The 16,558-nt window shown below is 49.5% G+C and carries 11 protein-coding genes and 1 riboswitch; of the genes, 10 read left to right on the top strand and 1 reads right to left on the bottom strand.

Annotation, left to right across the window (positions count from 1 at the left end; genetic code table 11):
• Positions 1 to 2,240: ATP-binding protein (locus CLOSYM_RS04620; RefSeq protein WP_021641147.1), on the top strand; the 2,240-nt coding region annotated here is incomplete at its 5' end.
• A gap of 183 nt (positions 2,241 to 2,423) precedes the next feature.
• Positions 2,424 to 3,761, top strand: coding sequence for a CitMHS family transporter (locus CLOSYM_RS04625; RefSeq protein ID WP_003500353.1), 1,338 nt, complete (start codon positions 2,424 to 2,426; stop codon positions 3,759 to 3,761).
• Positions 3,762 to 3,898: 137 nt separating this feature from the next.
• On the opposite strand, the gene CLOSYM_RS04630 is transcribed toward CLOSYM_RS04625, so the two are convergent.
• The gene (locus CLOSYM_RS04630) at positions 3,899 to 4,441 is read right to left on the bottom strand and encodes a beta-class carbonic anhydrase (RefSeq protein ID WP_003500354.1); all 543 of its coding nucleotides are present in this window, start codon (positions 4,439 to 4,441) and stop codon (positions 3,899 to 3,901) included.
• 180 nt (positions 4,442 to 4,621) lie between these two features.
• On the opposite strand from CLOSYM_RS04630, the gene CLOSYM_RS04635 reads away from it, so the two are divergent.
• From CLOSYM_RS04635 to CLOSYM_RS04670, 8 genes are all read left to right on the top strand, one after another.
• Positions 4,622 to 5,146 carry an RNA polymerase sigma factor gene (locus CLOSYM_RS04635; protein WP_021641149.1) on the top strand — a complete coding sequence of 175 codons (525 nt, stop codon included), beginning with the start codon at positions 4,622 to 4,624 and terminating at the stop codon, positions 5,144 to 5,146.
• Positions 5,143 to 6,108, top strand: coding sequence for a DUF3298 and DUF4163 domain-containing protein (locus CLOSYM_RS04640; protein ID WP_021641150.1), 966 nt, complete (start codon positions 5,143 to 5,145; stop codon positions 6,106 to 6,108). The genes CLOSYM_RS04635 and CLOSYM_RS04640 overlap by 4 nt, the downstream gene beginning before the upstream one ends.
• A 257-nt stretch (positions 6,109 to 6,365) precedes the next feature.
• A complete protein-coding gene (locus tag CLOSYM_RS04645; protein WP_003500356.1) occupies positions 6,366 to 7,064 on the top strand; it encodes an ABC transporter ATP-binding protein in 699 nt (232 codons plus the stop codon).
• 1 nt (position 7,065) lies between these two features.
• On the top strand, positions 7,066 to 9,468 hold the full coding sequence (locus CLOSYM_RS04650; RefSeq protein ID WP_242828644.1) for a COG1361 S-layer family protein: 2,403 nt from the start codon (positions 7,066 to 7,068) through the stop codon (positions 9,466 to 9,468).
• A complete protein-coding gene (locus tag CLOSYM_RS04655) occupies positions 9,465 to 10,829 on the top strand; it encodes an ABC transporter permease (RefSeq protein ID WP_021641153.1) in 1,365 nt (454 codons plus the stop codon). The genes CLOSYM_RS04650 and CLOSYM_RS04655 overlap by 4 nt, the downstream gene beginning before the upstream one ends.
• A 68-nt stretch (positions 10,830 to 10,897) precedes the next feature.
• Positions 10,898 to 10,995: riboswitch (NiCo riboswitch) on the top strand.
• Between the two features lie 125 nt (positions 10,996 to 11,120).
• Positions 11,121 to 13,607, top strand: a complete 2,487-nt coding sequence (locus CLOSYM_RS04660; RefSeq protein WP_021641155.1) for a cation-translocating P-type ATPase — start codon at positions 11,121 to 11,123, stop codon at positions 13,605 to 13,607.
• Between the two features lie 315 nt (positions 13,608 to 13,922).
• On the top strand, positions 13,923 to 14,687 hold the full coding sequence (locus tag CLOSYM_RS04665; protein WP_003509094.1) for a DeoR/GlpR family DNA-binding transcription regulator: 765 nt from the start codon (positions 13,923 to 13,925) through the stop codon (positions 14,685 to 14,687).
• A 389-nt stretch (positions 14,688 to 15,076) separates the two neighbouring features.
• On the top strand, positions 15,077 to 16,117 hold the full coding sequence (locus CLOSYM_RS04670) for a sugar ABC transporter substrate-binding protein (protein ID WP_021641157.1): 1,041 nt from the start codon (positions 15,077 to 15,079) through the stop codon (positions 16,115 to 16,117).
• Positions 16,118 to 16,558: the final 441 nt, after the last annotated feature.

Consider the following 16,558-nt stretch of genomic DNA (forward strand, 5'->3'; position numbering starts at 1 on the left):
GCGGCGTCCTCACCTGCTTAACTAAATCTCCAAAGGAAGGATTTTACGAAACCATGAGAGAAAAAAAGGAAGACAACAAAAATATCATAGCTTTTATGGCCGCAGTGCTGGCTGTCGTGCTTTTTCTCTTTTCCTGCCTGGGTTTCAGCATCTGGGAGGAGTATAAGAAAACGATTATCGACAACCAGAAAAAACAGATGCTTCTGACGGCCCAGAGCCTGGGAGATAACCTGGAAATTTTCATCGAGGAGTATGAGGCGGATTTGGACAGCCTCTGCACAATGGAGGCCGGTAACCGCCGGAAGGGAGGCCATGGGCAATGGGAAATTATTCAGGAATATGTGGACTCCCATAGCCGGTTTGTCTACGATGTAATCGTTTCGGATCCTCAGGGAGCTGTGTTAAAAAGTACGAAAGGCTTTAAAGTGACGCAAACCTATTCCGTCACAGAGATAGACGAGGCGCTGAGCTTTCGCCAGTGCAGGCTGGATGACGGCGAGATCTACCTGATACTCAGGCGCGAGCTGGAAAGAGGCGGCTCCATATCCATTGTGATTGATGCGATTAATTATTACCAGTCCCTGATATCGGGGATCCGCCTGGGGACAAACGGTTATGTAGTGGTAAAGGATTCCGACGGCATAATCCTGATGCATCCGGAGAAGAAGCAATGGGGAATCGACGTCATCGACGGGCGGCAGGAGATGTACCCGGACAAAGACCTTTCAAGCCTGGATCAGATGGTGGAAAGCCAGAAAAAGGGCGAGGAAGGGGTGCTTGAATATTATTCTTACTGGTGGACAAAGCCGGGTGCGCCCAGAGTGAAGAAAATCAGCGCCTACGCTCCGGCCATCATCGGAGACGGATTCCTGGTGATCAGCGCCGTGATTGATTATAATGATATCTATATTCCCGTAGTGGAAGGTTTTACAAAACTTGCGCTGGTATTTGTGGGAATCATGGCGGCTATCCTTCTGATGGCTTTGTATATGGCAAAGCTTATAAAACAAAAGAAACATGATACGGAAGAAATCGCCTATCTGCTTGAACTCAACCAGATACTGGAGTCCATGCACCAGAGCGAGGAACGGATTGCCCATCAGCAGAGACTCCAGATTATGGGAACAATGACAGGGGGAATCGCCCATGAGTTTAACAACCTTCTGACTCCGATTATGGGATATGCGGATCTGATGATGATGGAGCTGCCGGAGGATTCGGAGCTTTACGACAGCGCCTCAGAGATATATGAGGCCTCGGCCAAGGCAAAAGAGATTATCCAGCAGATTTCCTCCCTGAGCCGAAAGAACATGGAGACGGCTTATAAAAACCTGAATGCCGCAAAGATATTCCGGCGGGCACTTAAGATGGTCCAGTCCGTCTGTCCCGTCAACATAAAGCTGACGGATGAGTTAGAACTGTCACAGGAATGTTTCCTCGGAAATGAGACGCAGATGAATCAGGTCATTCTCAATATCTGCGTTAACGCAATCCATGCAATCGGACATCAGGAAGGGACAATCAAGGTAAGCGGCCGCACCGCGCAGGCTGGGGAGCTTAAACAATACGGCTTGTCGTCGGTCCCGGGGGACTGGAGGCAGTATATCAGGCTGGATATCTCCGACAACGGCTGCGGTATGCCCGATGAGATTCTGAAGCAGATTTTCGATCCGTTTTTCACAACCAAAAAGGGGGGCAAGGGCACCGGACTGGGGCTTGCCCTTGTTGAGCAGATTATATCCTCCCATAAAGGCTATATTTTTGCCGAAAGCCATCCCGGAGAAGGAAGCATATTCCATATATACCTGCCCGTCAATGAGCAGAAGGACGGGGACGAGCCGGATGGAGAGCTGGAGTGTAACGAGGCGGGGGAGAAGCTGCTAAACCTTTTGATCGTGGATGACAATCCCAAAGTCTTAAAACTGCTGGAAAAAGATTTCGGCAGACTAGGTATTGCCGTAACCGCATGTATGAGCTATGAGGAAGCCAGGAACCATTTAAGGGGCAGGGAATTCGATGCAATGGCGGCGGAGCAGAGCATTGGCGGCAGAAGCGCGGTTGATTTCTGTATGTCGATTCAGGGGCAGTGTCCCGGACTGCAGAGAATTATCATGACGGAACAAGTCACAAAAGAAGTGCTTGAGGCGAAACAGAGAAAAATTATTGATGATTATATTGATAAACCGGTGTCTGCCTCCTCCATTCTTAAGGCGATAAGGACAATTCAGACACTGAATTGACAAAGCGGCGTAACAGTTCATGCTGCCCTGACTTACAAAACGGCGCCATTTAAGGCCCAACCTTAACATTTTTTAAGATTTCTCTTACATGAAATTAAGAGAGAAACCGTAAGAGTGTAAGGTTGGGCTTTTAAAATAGTCTCAGAACTTGATAGCTTAAAGAAGAAAGAGGAGGAATAAAACATGAATGAGACTATGCTTGCGGCTTTAGGCTTTGCAACCATTATCATGATCATTGTTTTACTGCTGCGCAATGTTACGGTTCCGGCCATCGCTTTTATCGGAGTCTCTACTGTGACAGCGGCGATTCTTGTGCTGACAGGAACATTTACCGTCAGCGAAATGGGAGATTTTATTAAAAGCGGTGTTTCGGGCGTGCATTCCACTGCCGCGCTGTTCATTTTCTCCGTCTTGTTTTTCGGGATTATGACGGATGCCGGAATGTTTGACCGCATTATCAATGCCCTGATGAAAAAAGTAGGCAACAATGTGGTGGGCGTTGCCATGATGTCATGTATTATTGCCATGATCGGGCATCTGGACGGCGGAGGCGCATCCACTTTCCTGATAACAATCCCGGCTATGCTACCCGTATATAAGAAACTGAAAATGCGTCCTACCACGCTGCTCTTAATCTGTGTGACGGCGATGGGCGTAATGAACCTGCTCCCCTGGGGAGGCCCTACCATGCGTTCCGCCTCCGTACTGGGAGTGGAGGCCAACGTACTCTGGATGCAGCTTCTGCCGATGCAGGCTGTGGGTATCGTAATCGCACTTTTTACCGCCTTCTTCTGGGGAACGGTGGAAAAAAAGAGGGGGGCGGGCATTAACAGCACTCTGGAAGCGGAAGATACAATGATTTCTGAGGAGACGGCAGGCAGTGCAGAACGAAGCGGCCTTATCAGGCCGAACCTGTTCTGGTTTAATATCTGTCTCACCCTGCTCATCATAGTCTGTCTGATTTTCCTGCCGGTACCGTCCTATTTCACATTTATGCTGGGCTGTGTCGCAGCGCTGCTGGTGAATTATCCCGGCGCTAAACTTCAGAATAAAATTATTAAGTCGCATTCCGGTCCGGCTCTTATGATGGCATCCACGATTCTGGCTGCAGGCGTATTCCTCGGCGTATTGGAGGAGAGCGAGATTATGAACCATATGGCCAATATCCTGGCTTCCTTTATCCCGCAGTCTATGGGACGGTTCCTGCCGCTGATTATCGGGGTCCTGTCGGTTCCGCTGACCATGATGTTCTGTACGGATTCCTACTTCTATGGCCTTCTCCCGGTTCTCATCGGTGTCGGAAGCAAATTTGGAGTGAACCCTGCACATATCGCAATAGCCATGGTGGTATGCCGCAACTGTGCAACCTTTATAAGCCCTGTGGTACCGGCTACCTTTTTAGGCGTGGGCCTCGCAGGCGTTGAGATTAAAGACCATATTAAAACATGCTTTTTCTGGATTTGGGGCGTCAGCCTTGTCTGCATGGCCGCCGGTCTTGTTCTCGGAGTAATTTCGCTTTAAAGATAATATCTATTCCATATCCGACTCCTTACACCTCAAAAAGGAGAACTACCTCAAAGGGGGGGCTGCATGGCGGCCCTCCTTTAAAGTTGTGAAAACGTCGTATTCAATTAGTTGAAGTTAGGAGGACGCCCTGCTTAATTAACAGGTTCGAGGCGTCCCGTCACCACATCGATGACAAAACCGTTGATTTTTACATCACGTGGGAGTAACGGATGCGTTCGGAGGAGGGAGACGGTGCGTTCAGCTTCCTCCTGCGGCGTTTCAAAGCCCTGGAACCAGAGGTTAAAGTCCAGTCCCTCCGCTTCCATTCGGTTTATGGTTTCCTTTGCAATGCCGCGGGCCGCAAGATGGGAACGGATGGTACCGGGGGTAATGGAGGCAACGCCGCAATTTGTATGGGTGATGACCATGATTTCCTCCACGCCCAGTTCCAGGACGGCGATGATCAGGCTCCGCACAGTGGTGTCGAAGGGGTCGGTAATCACTGCTCCGGCGTTCTTTATCATCTTAACATCCCCGTCTTTAATGCCAAGGGCAGCCGGAAGCAGTTCGACCAGACGGGTGTCCATGCAGGAGAGAACTGCCAGTTTTTTTCGTGGATATTTACCGGCAGAGTAATGCAGATAAGAGCCGTTGTTTACAAAGTCCTCATTGTGTTTTAAAATTTCATCAATCATAATTGCCCTCCTCTGGATGATGTTTCCATTTATTATAGGGAGCCAATCTTAACGGAGAAAGGAATAATACCTTAAAGATTATTCAGAATCAAATTCGCTGTACAGGCTTGGGATTGGTTCCGGGGGAATTTATTAAGATTTCAGACTTTATTGGTATTTACAGCATCTATATAACAGGATATGAAAACAAGAGACAGGAGAGGTGAGACGATGTGTGACGGCGTACGTACGGAACTTATATCATTTATCACGGAAAATCAGGAGAAATTATACCGTTTTGCGGTCTCCCAGATGAAGGACAGGGATGCGGCTTTAGATACGCTTCAGAATGCGATTGTAAAGGCGCTGGAGAATTATACGGCAATCAGAAAACCGGAATATATGAAAACATGGTTTTACAGGATACTGTTGAATGAGTGTCATGGGTACATGAGGAAAAACAGCAGGGAAATTGCCTTTGAACCGGAGCAGGTATACAGGATGCAGGAGGGTGAAATGCAGCCCGGGCAGACAGACTTTGAGCTGTACCGTCAGATACAGGGACTGCCGGATAAACTGAGGACAGTGATTATTCTGAGGTTTTATGAGGATTTTTCTCTGGAAGAGATTGCCAGGGCTACCGGAAGCGGCCTGGGAGCTGTCAAATACCGCCTTTATTCAGGGCTGAGACGTCTGGAAAAGAAGCTGAAGGAGGAGAGCAGATGAAGCAGAGCAAAATGGAGCGGGAGATCGGAAGAACGAAAAAAATATATGAATCGATGGAAACGCCTATGGCGCTGGATGATGTGGTGCGGGGAGCGCTGAAGCAGGAAACCTGGGAGCAGCGAGATATGAGGCGGCGGGTATCAGAGACGGGAACTCAGGGAAAGAGAAGGGGAAAAGCGGCAGTGCCTGGAAAAAAGAGTCCCCACGGTAAAATAGGGCTGGCTGCGGCCGCATTGGCAGTTTGTTTTATAACCGCCCTGAACACAAATGAAGCATTTGCTGCCACAGCCGGCCGGCTGCCCGTCATAGGGGCGGTCTCCAGGGTTCTCACATTCCGCAATTATGACACGGCTGATGAAGAGAAGGAAATCCACATGGAAATTCCGCAGATACAGGAGCCGGAGGCCGGCAGCACGTCCTCCCCGCTGGCTGCGGACGTAAATAAGGAAATTGAAACAATCATGGAGGCATACAGACGTGACGCACAGCAGAGGATTGAAGAATATAAAGAGGCGTTTCTGGCAACAGGAGGAACGGAAGAAGCATTTGCCGAAAAAGGAATCAAAGTGGATGCAGGATACGAAGTGAAATATGAGACGGAGGATGTGCTGTCTCTGGAAATTACGGCAAATGAGAACTGGGCTTCGGCCTATGGGATACAGTATTTCTACAATCTGGATCTGAAAAATGGTAAGAAGCTGACCCTGGGGGATTTGCTGGGGCAGGATTATAAAGAGAAAGCAAACAGCAGCATCAGGCGGCAGATGGAAGAGCGGATGGCTGCCGACCGGAATCTCGTTTACTGGGATGGAAGCAATGGTATGGATGGGTTTAAGACAGTGGGAGAGAATACAAAATTTTATATCGGAGCGAATGGAAACCCGGTTATCGTATTTGATAAATATGAGATAGCGCCCGGAGTCTTCGGAATTCAGGAGTTTGAAATTAATAGACAGGAATAGGGATTCAGGTTACGGGAAACGGTAACTGGCATCATGCACCAGGAACCATGTATCAGGAATTATATAACGGGAGTGTATCAAGAGGCGGTAGTCTGCGGCGGCAGACGGCCGCCTCTTCTGCGTTAATGGCGGCGACCTGTGCACGGATTGTGCAGGTTATCGTTCCACGGTTCATCTTAAGATTTCTTCAGAATTATATACCATAATTTTTGGGGATTCATCCGATATCATGCCATCTATAAACGAGGAGGAGAACAATGGAAAAAAGAGAGGCGGCAATCCAAGTTAAAAATGTCAGAAAAGTATACCGGATGGGTGACGAAGAGGTGGTTGCCTTAAACAGGATTAATCTGACTATCTATAAAGGTGAAATATGCTGTATTTTCGGCACCTCCGGTTCCGGAAAGAGTACGCTTTTAAACCAGCTTGCCGGGATGGAAAAACCAACCCGGGGAGAAGTGCTGATACTGGGACAGCATGTTTCCAGGATGTCGGAGGAGGAACTGGCCGCGTTCCGGCAGCAGTATATCGGATTTATATTTCAGTCATACAACCTGCTTCCCTCCATGACCGCCATTGAAAATACGGCTATGCCGTTAATGTTCCGGGGTATGGATAAGGATAAGAGAGAAAAAATTGCAAAAGAGCTTCTCTGTAAAGTTGGCCTCTCGCACAGGCTGGACCATTATCCGGGACAGATGTCGGGAGGTCAGCAGCAGAGGGCGGGAATTGCCAGGGCGTTTGTGACGAGGCCCAAGGTGATATTTGCCGATGAACCGACAGGAAACCTGGATTCCAGAACTACGGCGGAAATAATGAAAATGATAACAGGGTTTGCCAGAAAATATGAGCAGACGATAATACTGGTCACTCATGATCCGGGAATGTCCCGGTATGCGGACCGGATTGTCACACTGGTAGACGGAAATATTATTGGAGATGAAAGGAAACGATAAAATGAACAGAAAGCTGGTTATAAAAAGGGCCGTAATATGGATGTTAAGCATGATGATCACACTATGCTCGGCCAGTCCGGTGTGGGCAACGGAGGCGGCGCCTGCCGCCGCAGCGGCAGAAAACCTCGCGGAGACGGGAAACGGGAAAACAGAGGAGATTAAACCGGCGGAGACAAACCTGTCGGAGGCAAAGCCGGAGGACGCAAATCCGCCGGGAGAAAAACCTGGTGAGACAGCGACGCCGGCGGAAAAACCGGCTCCGGAGAAAGAAAAAGAGAAAAGCCCTTCCGGCAGCGGAGAGAGCGAAGGGAGCGGAAAGCTGACGGTGGACGGCTATGAGGTTTATGCGGCTTTAAGCGGTAATACCCCCATCGACGCGATACGAAAGGGTAAGAACGTCAAGCTGGTGGTCAGCGTCAGGGCGGAAGGGCTTACGACGGAGGAAGCGGGAAAAAACGGGATTACAGTTTCCAAGCTGTCGGACAGCTTCAGAAATGCAGGGGCAGCCAAAGTAAAGGTCACCTCGAAGCGGGATGAAAACCTGGAATTTACCGTTACCATCCCAAAGGCCGTTTACTCAGGAAGAGGCAATGAACTGCGCCTCAGAGTTAATTATAAGAAATCGGGCATCCCTTCGGAGATAATAACGGTCGAAATCAGCGAGTGCGAAGAATATGAGGGAAAGGGAGACAACAGCGAGGATGCCACAGGCCAGCCTGTAATCCGAATCAAACGTATCAGCCCGCAGACAGCCGTCGGTTCCGGAGAGTCCTTTGGTCTGGAACTGGAACTTGAAAATACAAGCAAAGAATCCGATATTGAAGATCTTATTGTCAACATTTCCCCGGGAAACGGACTGTATATCACGGATGATACGGGTTCCCAGGTAGTCTCAAGTCTGGGCCTGAAACAGAAAAAGAAAATTACGGTCAGGATGACGGCGGGGCAGGAACTGGCCGGTCCCTCCCAGTCCGTCGATATTGAAATGAAATATAACTACTATTCAGGAGGCAGCCTGACATCAGGCTCTCTGTCGCAGAAGGTTCAGATTCCGGTCCGAGGCGGGGCGGCGGGCCAGCCGCTGATACGGATTGGACGCGGCAGAATTGACAGGCCGGTGAATGCGGGAGAAACGTTTCAAATGGTAATCAGGCTGGAGAATACCAGCCAGGATAAGGATATCCGGAATCTGACGGCAACCATAGAGCCGAATGACCAGATATATCTGCTGGATGAGACGGACACGCGACTTCTGGGTGAGCTTAAGGCCGGAACCGCAGTAGACATCCCTGTCCGGCTCCAGGCCGGAGCGGAGCTTTCCCAGGCAGCGTCACAGCTGCTCGGACTGTCCCTGAAATTCGACTATGATTCCGACAAGGGCAGCAGCCAGGGGACCATTGCAGAGAAGCTTGTAATTCCGACAAACGGCAAGAGCAGTAAAATGAATATCCCAACTCCTAATATTATCATCCGCAACTATTCATACGGAGAGAAGGTAACTGCCGGCCAGGTGTTTGACCTGGAGATGGAGATGACCAATACGAGCAGTGTGACTGCGGCGGAGAATGTGGTGGTATCTCTTGATACAGGGGAAGGAATCTCCATCAATTCCTCCTCAAACACCATATACATACCAAAGCTGGACGCGGGAGCGGCAAAAAAACAGAGTATTAAAGTACAGGCGCTTTTCCAGTCAAAGCTCCAGTCGCCTAAAATAACAATTTCATTTAAATACGAGTATTTAGACGGAAAGGAACGGAAACAGGCGACGTCCAGTGAGACGATAGCCATTCCTGTGTACCAGCCGGACCGGTTTGAACTGAAATCCCCGGTTTACTCGGAAAATTTCCGCCAGAATGAGGAGGCCACAATCTCAATCCCATATGTCAACAAAGGCAGAGGACAGGTGTTTAATGTGGAGGCAAAGCTGGAGGGAGATATACCTGCCCTGGAAAAAGATTTGACTCTGGGGAATTTCGAAGCGGGAAAGAGCGGCACCATCGATTTTGTAGTGACTCCGAAAAAAACCGGGAAGGTAGAAGGGAAGATCCGCGTCAGCTATGAGGATGAGGCCATGCAGCAGAAAACGGAGGAGATTCCAATCAGTGTGGAGGTAATGGAAGCCCAGAACGAGCAGGCTGATTTCAGTGAAAACGACGTAATGGCAAGGCCGCGGGGAACGGTCCTTTGGCCGGCCACAGCCCTGGCCGTACTGCTTGCCACAGCCCTGTTCGCTGCAGCAAAAGCCAGGAAAAAAATCCGTGACAGGAAAATGGAAGACGCCAAACGGGAAGAACAGGACGATGACTGGGACGATGTTTTTCCCGAGGATGAAGGCGAAGAAGAGGATGAGAACGGTACGGCAGAGGAAGAGCAGGACGCAGAGGAGAGGACAGAAAAATGAAAATAAAAGATCTGATCATGGTCTGCCTTCAGAACCTGAGCCGCCACAAAGCCAGGACGATGCTGACCGTATTGGGGGTAATTATCGGCTGCTGTTCCGTTGTAATCATGGTATCCATTGGAATAGGAATGAGGAAAGCGCAGGAGAGCGCACTGGCCCAGATGGGGGATCTGACGATTATTAACGTATACTCTGCCGGGAAAAATACGAAAAAATCAGGAATTAATGATAAGGCCCTCAAAAAAATAAAAGACATGAAAGGGGTGGAAGCCGTTACCCCCAAACTGACTGCGGAGAATGTCAGCATCCAGCTTTTTGCGGGAAAAAACAACAGATACCGTTCTGCCTCCGCCCAGGTAACCGGGATTGATATTAAGGAAGCCGAGACAATGGGATATAAGCTGAAGGAAGGCAGCTTCGATCAGTGGAAACCTGGAAAAATTTTTGCAGGCCAGTATTTTGCCTATGGTTTTGAGGACACGAAACGGCCGGAGGGGAAAAACATGGTGGATATGTATGGCGGCGACTATGATGCGTCCGGAATGCCGGTTGTCCCTCCCGCCTATTTCGACCCTATGAAAATTACAGTTACGGCGGAGCTGGAAAGCGGAAGGGATGATGATAAAAAGATAACAAAGAAATTCGAGACGGCAGGAATTTTGAAGGAGGATTACGGAAAAGGCGAAGAAACAGTGATGGGACTTGTGATGAGTCTTTCGGACTTAAAGGATTTGCTGGAACAGCAGGCGCGTATCAGCGGAAAAAAGGTGGAAAGGAACAAAGGGTATCCCAATGCGGTTGTCAAGGTGCAGGATATAAAAAACGTGGCGGAGGTGGAAAGGCAGATTAAAAAAATGGGATTTCGGACCAGTTCCATGGAAAGCATCCGTAAAACGATGGAGAGAGATGCAAGGCAGAAGCAGATGATGTTTGCCGGAATCGGAGCCGTTTCCCTGTTTGTGGCAGCTCTTGGAATTACCAATACTATGATTATGTCCATTTCAGAGCGGACGCGGGAAATCGGAGTGATGAAATCTCTGGGCTGTTTTGTGAGGGATATCCGGAAAATCTTTCTTATGGAGGCGGGCTGTATCGGTTTTGCCGGCGGACTGGCGGGCGTTGTTTTAAGCTTTGGGATATCGGCGTTAATGAATCTGGCGGCAGGCCAGGCCGCGATGTCCTCTGAGTTCGGGGGATTTGGGGGAGAGATGATGGAGCAGACGTCGGGACTGTCTGTAATCCCCTGGTGGCTTGCCGTATTTGCCATCCTGTTTTCCGTTCTGATTGGGATAGGGGCAGGATATTATCCTGCATCAAAGGCAGTGGAAATTCCTGCGCTGGAAGCAATTAAACATGAGTAACCGGTGAGCAGTTTTATCTGAATGATTACAAAAACATAATATACGATTAGCAAACAGAATTTTGCTGCATATGATACAGTGAGCAGGCGACGGCCGAAATGAGAATCGTCGCCGGGCTGCCGAAAGGCGGCAGCAGACTGTGTGACAGCACATCTGCGGGACAGTTAATAATTGTTCCGCAGATGTGCTTTTTCATTTAACTGAAAACTCTCCTGTTAAATGAAAACCGCTCTGCCACCAATCGATGCACAGAAACGGTAAAAACTTATTTATAATCAGGAGGTTTTTTGTATGGCAGGTACAGACAGAGCGCAGGCAGGGCTTACCTCTGCCCAGGCTGCAAAATTGCTGGAACAATACGGAAAAAATGAGCTTACATCCGGTAAAAAAGGAAAATTCTTAAGAAAAGCACTCCATATTTTGGGAGAACCGATGTTTTTGCTGCTGTTTTTCGCGGCAGTGGTTTATTTTATCCTGGGGGAACCGAAGGATGGGGCGGTTATGTTCATCTTTATCACCGGGGTGGTGGGGATTGACGTGATGCAGGAATGGAAAACGGACCGCACCCTTGCCGCGCTGCAAAAGATGACGGCGCCGCGGGTGAAGGCGCTGCGCGACGGCAGGGAACAGGTGATTCCCGGGGAGGAGCTTGTGCCGGGAGATGTGTTCTTTCTGTGTGAAGGAGACAGAGTTCCGGCCGATGCGGTAATTTTAACGTGCAGTGATTTCTGCGTGGATGAATCTATGCTGACCGGGGAATCCGCGGGGGTATGGAAGACGGCGAAAAAGGATGGGCCGGGGGGGACAGCCGGTGATACCTGCTATGCCGGGACACTTGTGATACAGGGAAATGCGGCGCTTCTGACGGAGCGCACCGGGATCACGACGGAATACGGAAAAATTGGCTTAAACGTGGCGGAGGCCCCGGAGGAGGATACGCCCCTTCAGCGGCAGACAGCGGGGCTTGTGAAGGTCTGCGCCGCCATAGCGGCAGTTCTGTTTCTGCTGGCCGGTATTTTTACTTATTTCAGCCTTTCCGGCCTGGGAGAAGCCGAGAGAATGACAAGGAGCATCCTGGCCGGAGTTACGCTGGCAATGGCGCTGATACCGGAAGAATTTCCGGTTGTCCTGACCGTATTTCTCTCGATGGGCGCCTGGAGGCTGGCAAAAAAACATTCATTGGTCCGCCGTCTGCCGTCGGTGGAAACGCTGGGGGCAGTGTCGGTTCTCTGCTGTGACAAGACAGGAACGCTTACCATGAATAAAATGAGTGTGGGCCGGACATGGGCGGCGGATAAAGACGAACGGACGCTTTTAATGCTCATGGGAATGGGCTGTGAGCCGGAGGCTTATGATCCGATGGAGAAGGCGATGCTGCAATACTGCGGGGAACAGGGAATCAGTGAAGAGGAAATCTTCGGTGGCAGCCTGGTGAAGGAATACGCATTTACAAACGGAAAAAAAATGATGGGCCATGTATGGCTGCGGGATGGAAGGCTGACAGCCGCGGTCAAAGGCTCACCGGAGAAGGTGGCGGCCATTTGCAGAAGCGGTGAAGAGATAGATGAAGCGCTTCAGATCGGCAAAGACATGGCCGCTGAAGGTCTGAGAGTCATTGCGGTGGCATCGGCAGAGGAGGATGCGGACTTTTTTGAAATTCCGGAGGAACCCGAGGGATGGAAGCTTCGCCTCTGCGGCCTGATCGGCCTTTCCGATCCTCCGAGACCAGGTATCTCAGAGGATATCAGAGTGTGCAGGAATGCCGGCATCCGTGTCATAATGATAACCGGAGATAACGGAGTGACGGCTTCCAGCGTGGCCCGCCGGATCGGAATAGACGGCGGAAAAGTTGTCACGGGAGATGAAATGGAACAGATGACGGACGAGGAGCTGGGAACGGCTGCGGCAGAAACATCTGTCTTTTCGAGAGTCGTTCCGGAACATAAAATGCGTATCATTAAAGCGCTTCAGAAAAATGGGGAGACAGTGGCTATGACAGGGGACGGCGTGAACGATGCACCGGCTTTAAAATACGCCGATATTGGAATCGCAATGGGCCTGAGGGGCAGTGAAGTATCGAGGGAAGCCGCCGATTTAATCCTGCTGGATGATAATTTTACGACGATAGTGGAGACGGTAAAGGACGGCCGGAGAATTTATGACAACATAAGGAGAGCGGTCGGGTATATTTTTACAATCCATCTGCCGATTATTCTGGCATCTCTGCTGCCGCCGCTTTTTGGAACCCCGCCCTCCGCCCAGATGCTGCTTCCCGTGCATATCGTGCTATTAGAGCTGATTATCGATCCGACCTGTTCCATTGTCCTGGAACGGCAGCCGGCGGAGCCGGATATCATGAAAAGAAAACCGGAAGAATCGAGAGGCCGCCTTTTAACGCCGCAGATTCTGGCTAAGAGCGTGCTGCAGGGAATCGCCATTGCCATTGCCTCCTTTGCCGTGTACTTCTTCCACCTGAAAAATTGTCCCGATCGCGCCGTCGTATCCCGCTCCATGGGACTGATGGTGATTATGATTTCCAACCTGTTTCTGGTGCTTGTCAACTGCTCGGATTCGGAATCAGCGCTCCGCTCCCTTTTCCGGCTTCTGAAAGACCGCGGAATGCAGGCGGCCTTTGCCGCTATGGTGCTGATGCCGGCCGTGATTTTCTATTCACCGGTAAATACGTTTCTGAAGCTGGCCCCTCTGTCGGCAGGGCAGCTGGCGGTTGCCGTGTTGGTTTCGGCTGCGGCTGTTTTCTGGTACGAGGTGATTAAATAAGCAGGTGAGGCCGTCCCGGCGGCTGATTGTCTCACGCGTTAAGTGGGGGGAGACCTTGTCGCGACCACTAAGTGGAGCCTTATGCATTAACTATGGCTTGGGGGAATTCATTCCGGCCGAATTCCCCCTCACGATAACCTCCAATCGGGGACTGAAGACTCAGACATACAGCCTCACCACACCGGCCCCGGTCCGTTCCGGACGGGGCCTCCCCTTCAATTTATATACTTATGCTTGAATATGTTCGTTTTAGTGCTATAATGATTGTATCAGATTACATATATTATAAAAAATGTAAGAAGGATGGTACTCACCGTGAACAAAAGTGAAAGATGTCTGGCCATACTCGATATTCTGCAAAAGCAGCATAAGGTGGAAGTAAACGAACTGGCAAAGCGGTTCGGGATTTCTGAGATGACGGTCCGCAGGGATTTGAACCTGCTGGCCCGGCAATATAACATAACCAGGACCCACGGAGGTGCGCTGATGGCAAACCAGCCCGTGGTCAGAATGATTTCATTTGACGAATCCCGCATTTCCAACAGGGAAGCAAAGGAAAAGATAGCCGCAAAAGCTGCCACGCTGATTAAGAACGGACAGAGGATATTTATAGACGCAGGCTCCACAACAAGGATTATCCTGAATTATATGGATGAGGAAACGCGTGCGGTAATTGTGACCAATCATCTGAAGGTTGCGGAGCATGCCCTGCAATTCGATAATCTCTCAGTGATTATGCTGGGCGGTGAGATGATCCGGATCACCAATTGCAGTTCCGGAAGCGTGGCGGAAGAGCAGATTCGGAAATACCAGCTCGATACGGCATTTCTCGGAGCGGCCGCCATAGGGACGGACGGCAGGCTGTATGACGGATATTCACCGGAGGCAAGGTTTAAAAGCTCCATTTTTTCAGTCGCTAAGAGGACTTATCTTTTGACGGATTCCTCCAAATTCAATACCTATGATCTGAACGGTTTTGCCGCGCTTTCCCAGGTGGACGGGGTGATTACCGATGCCGGGATCGATGAGGAGGGAATGAACCTGCTCAAAAAATATAATGTGGAAGTGATAATTGCATAAGGGCGGCCGAAGGCCTGCACGATAAGACAGACGACCCACCGGATTAAATTCCGGAGGGTCTTTTTATTGATGACGGTGACCTGTAACGTTTCCTGTCAAATAAAAACCGATCATCGGACAAATTTGAAACGAACAAATATAAACATTTAAACAGCTCTGAAATCTCTTCAATTCCCACTGGATTTAAATTAGTGAAAGAAATTATTTAATATATGAACATATTCGAACAAAATAAAAGGAATAAACAAACGTTAAATGTACAAATACAACAAAAACTACAGGAAAAATTTAGGTAAAATTAGCATTGAAGTACAAAAACTGATGTGCTAATATGTTCGTACAATCAAATATAGCTCAGATGATTAAAAAACGAAAAGGAGGAAATTTTTATGAGGAAATTATTATCTGTAGTTTTAGCAGGTGCAATGGCGCTTTCCATGACAGCTTGCTCGTCCAAGCCGGCAGAGACAACGGCGGCTCCGGCAGAGACGTCCGAGGCAGCGGCAGAAGCAGTGACCGAGGCGGTTTCGAGCGAGGCAAAAGAAGGAGGGTACACAATCGGATTTTCGCCCTATACTTTGACAAACGAATACTTTACGGCTGTTTTAAACGGTGTTCAGACAGCGTGTGACGAACTGGGCTGCGAACTGATTTACTTTGATCCCCAGAATGACCCGACAAAACAGGCATCCCAGATTGATGATATGATCGCAAGCGGAATCAACGCTCTCGTTTATATCCCATATGACTCCGCAGGAGCGCAGACCGTGCTTCAGACATGCAAGGATGCAGGCGTGAAAGTCATTAACGTAGACAATGTAATCCAGGAAGAAGATTACGATCTGGTTGACGGAATTATCGCATCCGATAATACACAGTTAGGATACCTTTCCGGCCAGTGGGTGGCAGAGCATCATCCGGACGGAGCGAATATCCTGATTGTCCATCTTCAGACGGCTGAATCCTGTATCATCAACGTAGACGGATTCTGGCAGGGAATTAAAGAGAACGTGAAGAACCCGGACGCATTTGTGGAGGTTCAGGTAGTGGAAGGCAAAGGCGCCACAGACGCGGCATTTGAAGTGGTATCTGATGCGCTTCAGGCTCACGACAACATCGACGTTATCTATGCAATCAACGATACGTCGGCCTTAGGCGCAGTACAGGCTGTGGAAGAAGCAGGCAAGACAGGCTCCATCGATATTCTCGGAAAAGACGGCGCTCCAATCGGAAAGCATGCAATCAAAGACGGCACAATGGTTCAAAGCTCTGCCCAGAGGCCTACATACATGGGATATATGGGAGTCAAAGAGGCGGTTGACCTTTTAAACGGAAAAGAAATCACATTCAATACAAGCATTGAGTCTTACAGCATTACGACGGACAACATCGATGAGTATGACCTTGATGCATGGGATTCTCTTGACTAAACAGGCGCTGGGAACGTTACGGTTCACAGGTAATATCCCGCGAGGTGTTTTCGTGTAACAGTTCAGACGGCATGAACTGTTACGGCATCCGGCTAATTAAATCGCTACGCGATCAGCCGGTTGCCCACTGCCACTACATTTTCGCACAGTCGGCGCAGCCAGTGCGCAGACCTGGCTGAACTGTTACGTTCAGTGCAGGTTCTGCACGAAAATCCTGGGAACTCGGGATTTTCGCAAAAAACAGCGAAAACACCTCGCGGAATACATCATGGCTGAACGGTTACTCTTGATTACGTGGTTCGGCTCAAAACGAGAGTTTGAGCCGGACCTTTTTCTAATAAACGGAAAAAATTGCCGTTTACAAGAACCCACCGGAGGGGGCAAGATTTTTGCAAGGAAGATTCCGGGTTTACACGCAGCAAAAATCGGCACAGGAAACGT

Source organism: [Clostridium] symbiosum ATCC 14940, from assembly GCF_000466485.1.
GTDB classification, from domain to species: Bacteria; Bacillota; Clostridia; order Lachnospirales; family Lachnospiraceae; genus Otoolea; species Otoolea symbiosa.

What these genes read in the sequence shown, in the direction of transcription:
- CLOSYM_RS04635 (WP_021641149.1), top strand. Translation starts at nt 4,622, where the DNA reads ATGAAAACAAGAGACAGGAGAGGTGAGACGATGTGTGACGGCGTACGT.
- CLOSYM_RS04645 (WP_003500356.1), top strand. Translation starts at nt 6,366, where the DNA reads ATGGAAAAAAGAGAGGCGGCAATCCAAGTTAAAAATGTCAGAAAAGTA.
- CLOSYM_RS04670 (WP_021641157.1), top strand. Translation starts at nt 15,077, where the DNA reads ATGAGGAAATTATTATCTGTAGTTTTAGCAGGTGCAATGGCGCTTTCC.
- CLOSYM_RS04650 (WP_242828644.1), top strand. Translation starts at nt 7,066, where the DNA reads ATGAACAGAAAGCTGGTTATAAAAAGGGCCGTAATATGGATGTTAAGC.
- CLOSYM_RS04630 (WP_003500354.1), bottom strand. Translation starts at nt 4,441, where the DNA reads ATGATTGATGAAATTTTAAAACACAATGAGGACTTTGTAAACAACGGC.
- CLOSYM_RS04625 (WP_003500353.1), top strand. Translation starts at nt 2,424, where the DNA reads ATGAATGAGACTATGCTTGCGGCTTTAGGCTTTGCAACCATTATCATG.
- CLOSYM_RS04660 (WP_021641155.1), top strand. Translation starts at nt 11,121, where the DNA reads ATGGCAGGTACAGACAGAGCGCAGGCAGGGCTTACCTCTGCCCAGGCT.
- CLOSYM_RS04655 (WP_021641153.1), top strand. Translation starts at nt 9,465, where the DNA reads ATGAAAATAAAAGATCTGATCATGGTCTGCCTTCAGAACCTGAGCCGC.
- CLOSYM_RS04640 (WP_021641150.1), top strand. Translation starts at nt 5,143, where the DNA reads ATGAAGCAGAGCAAAATGGAGCGGGAGATCGGAAGAACGAAAAAAATA.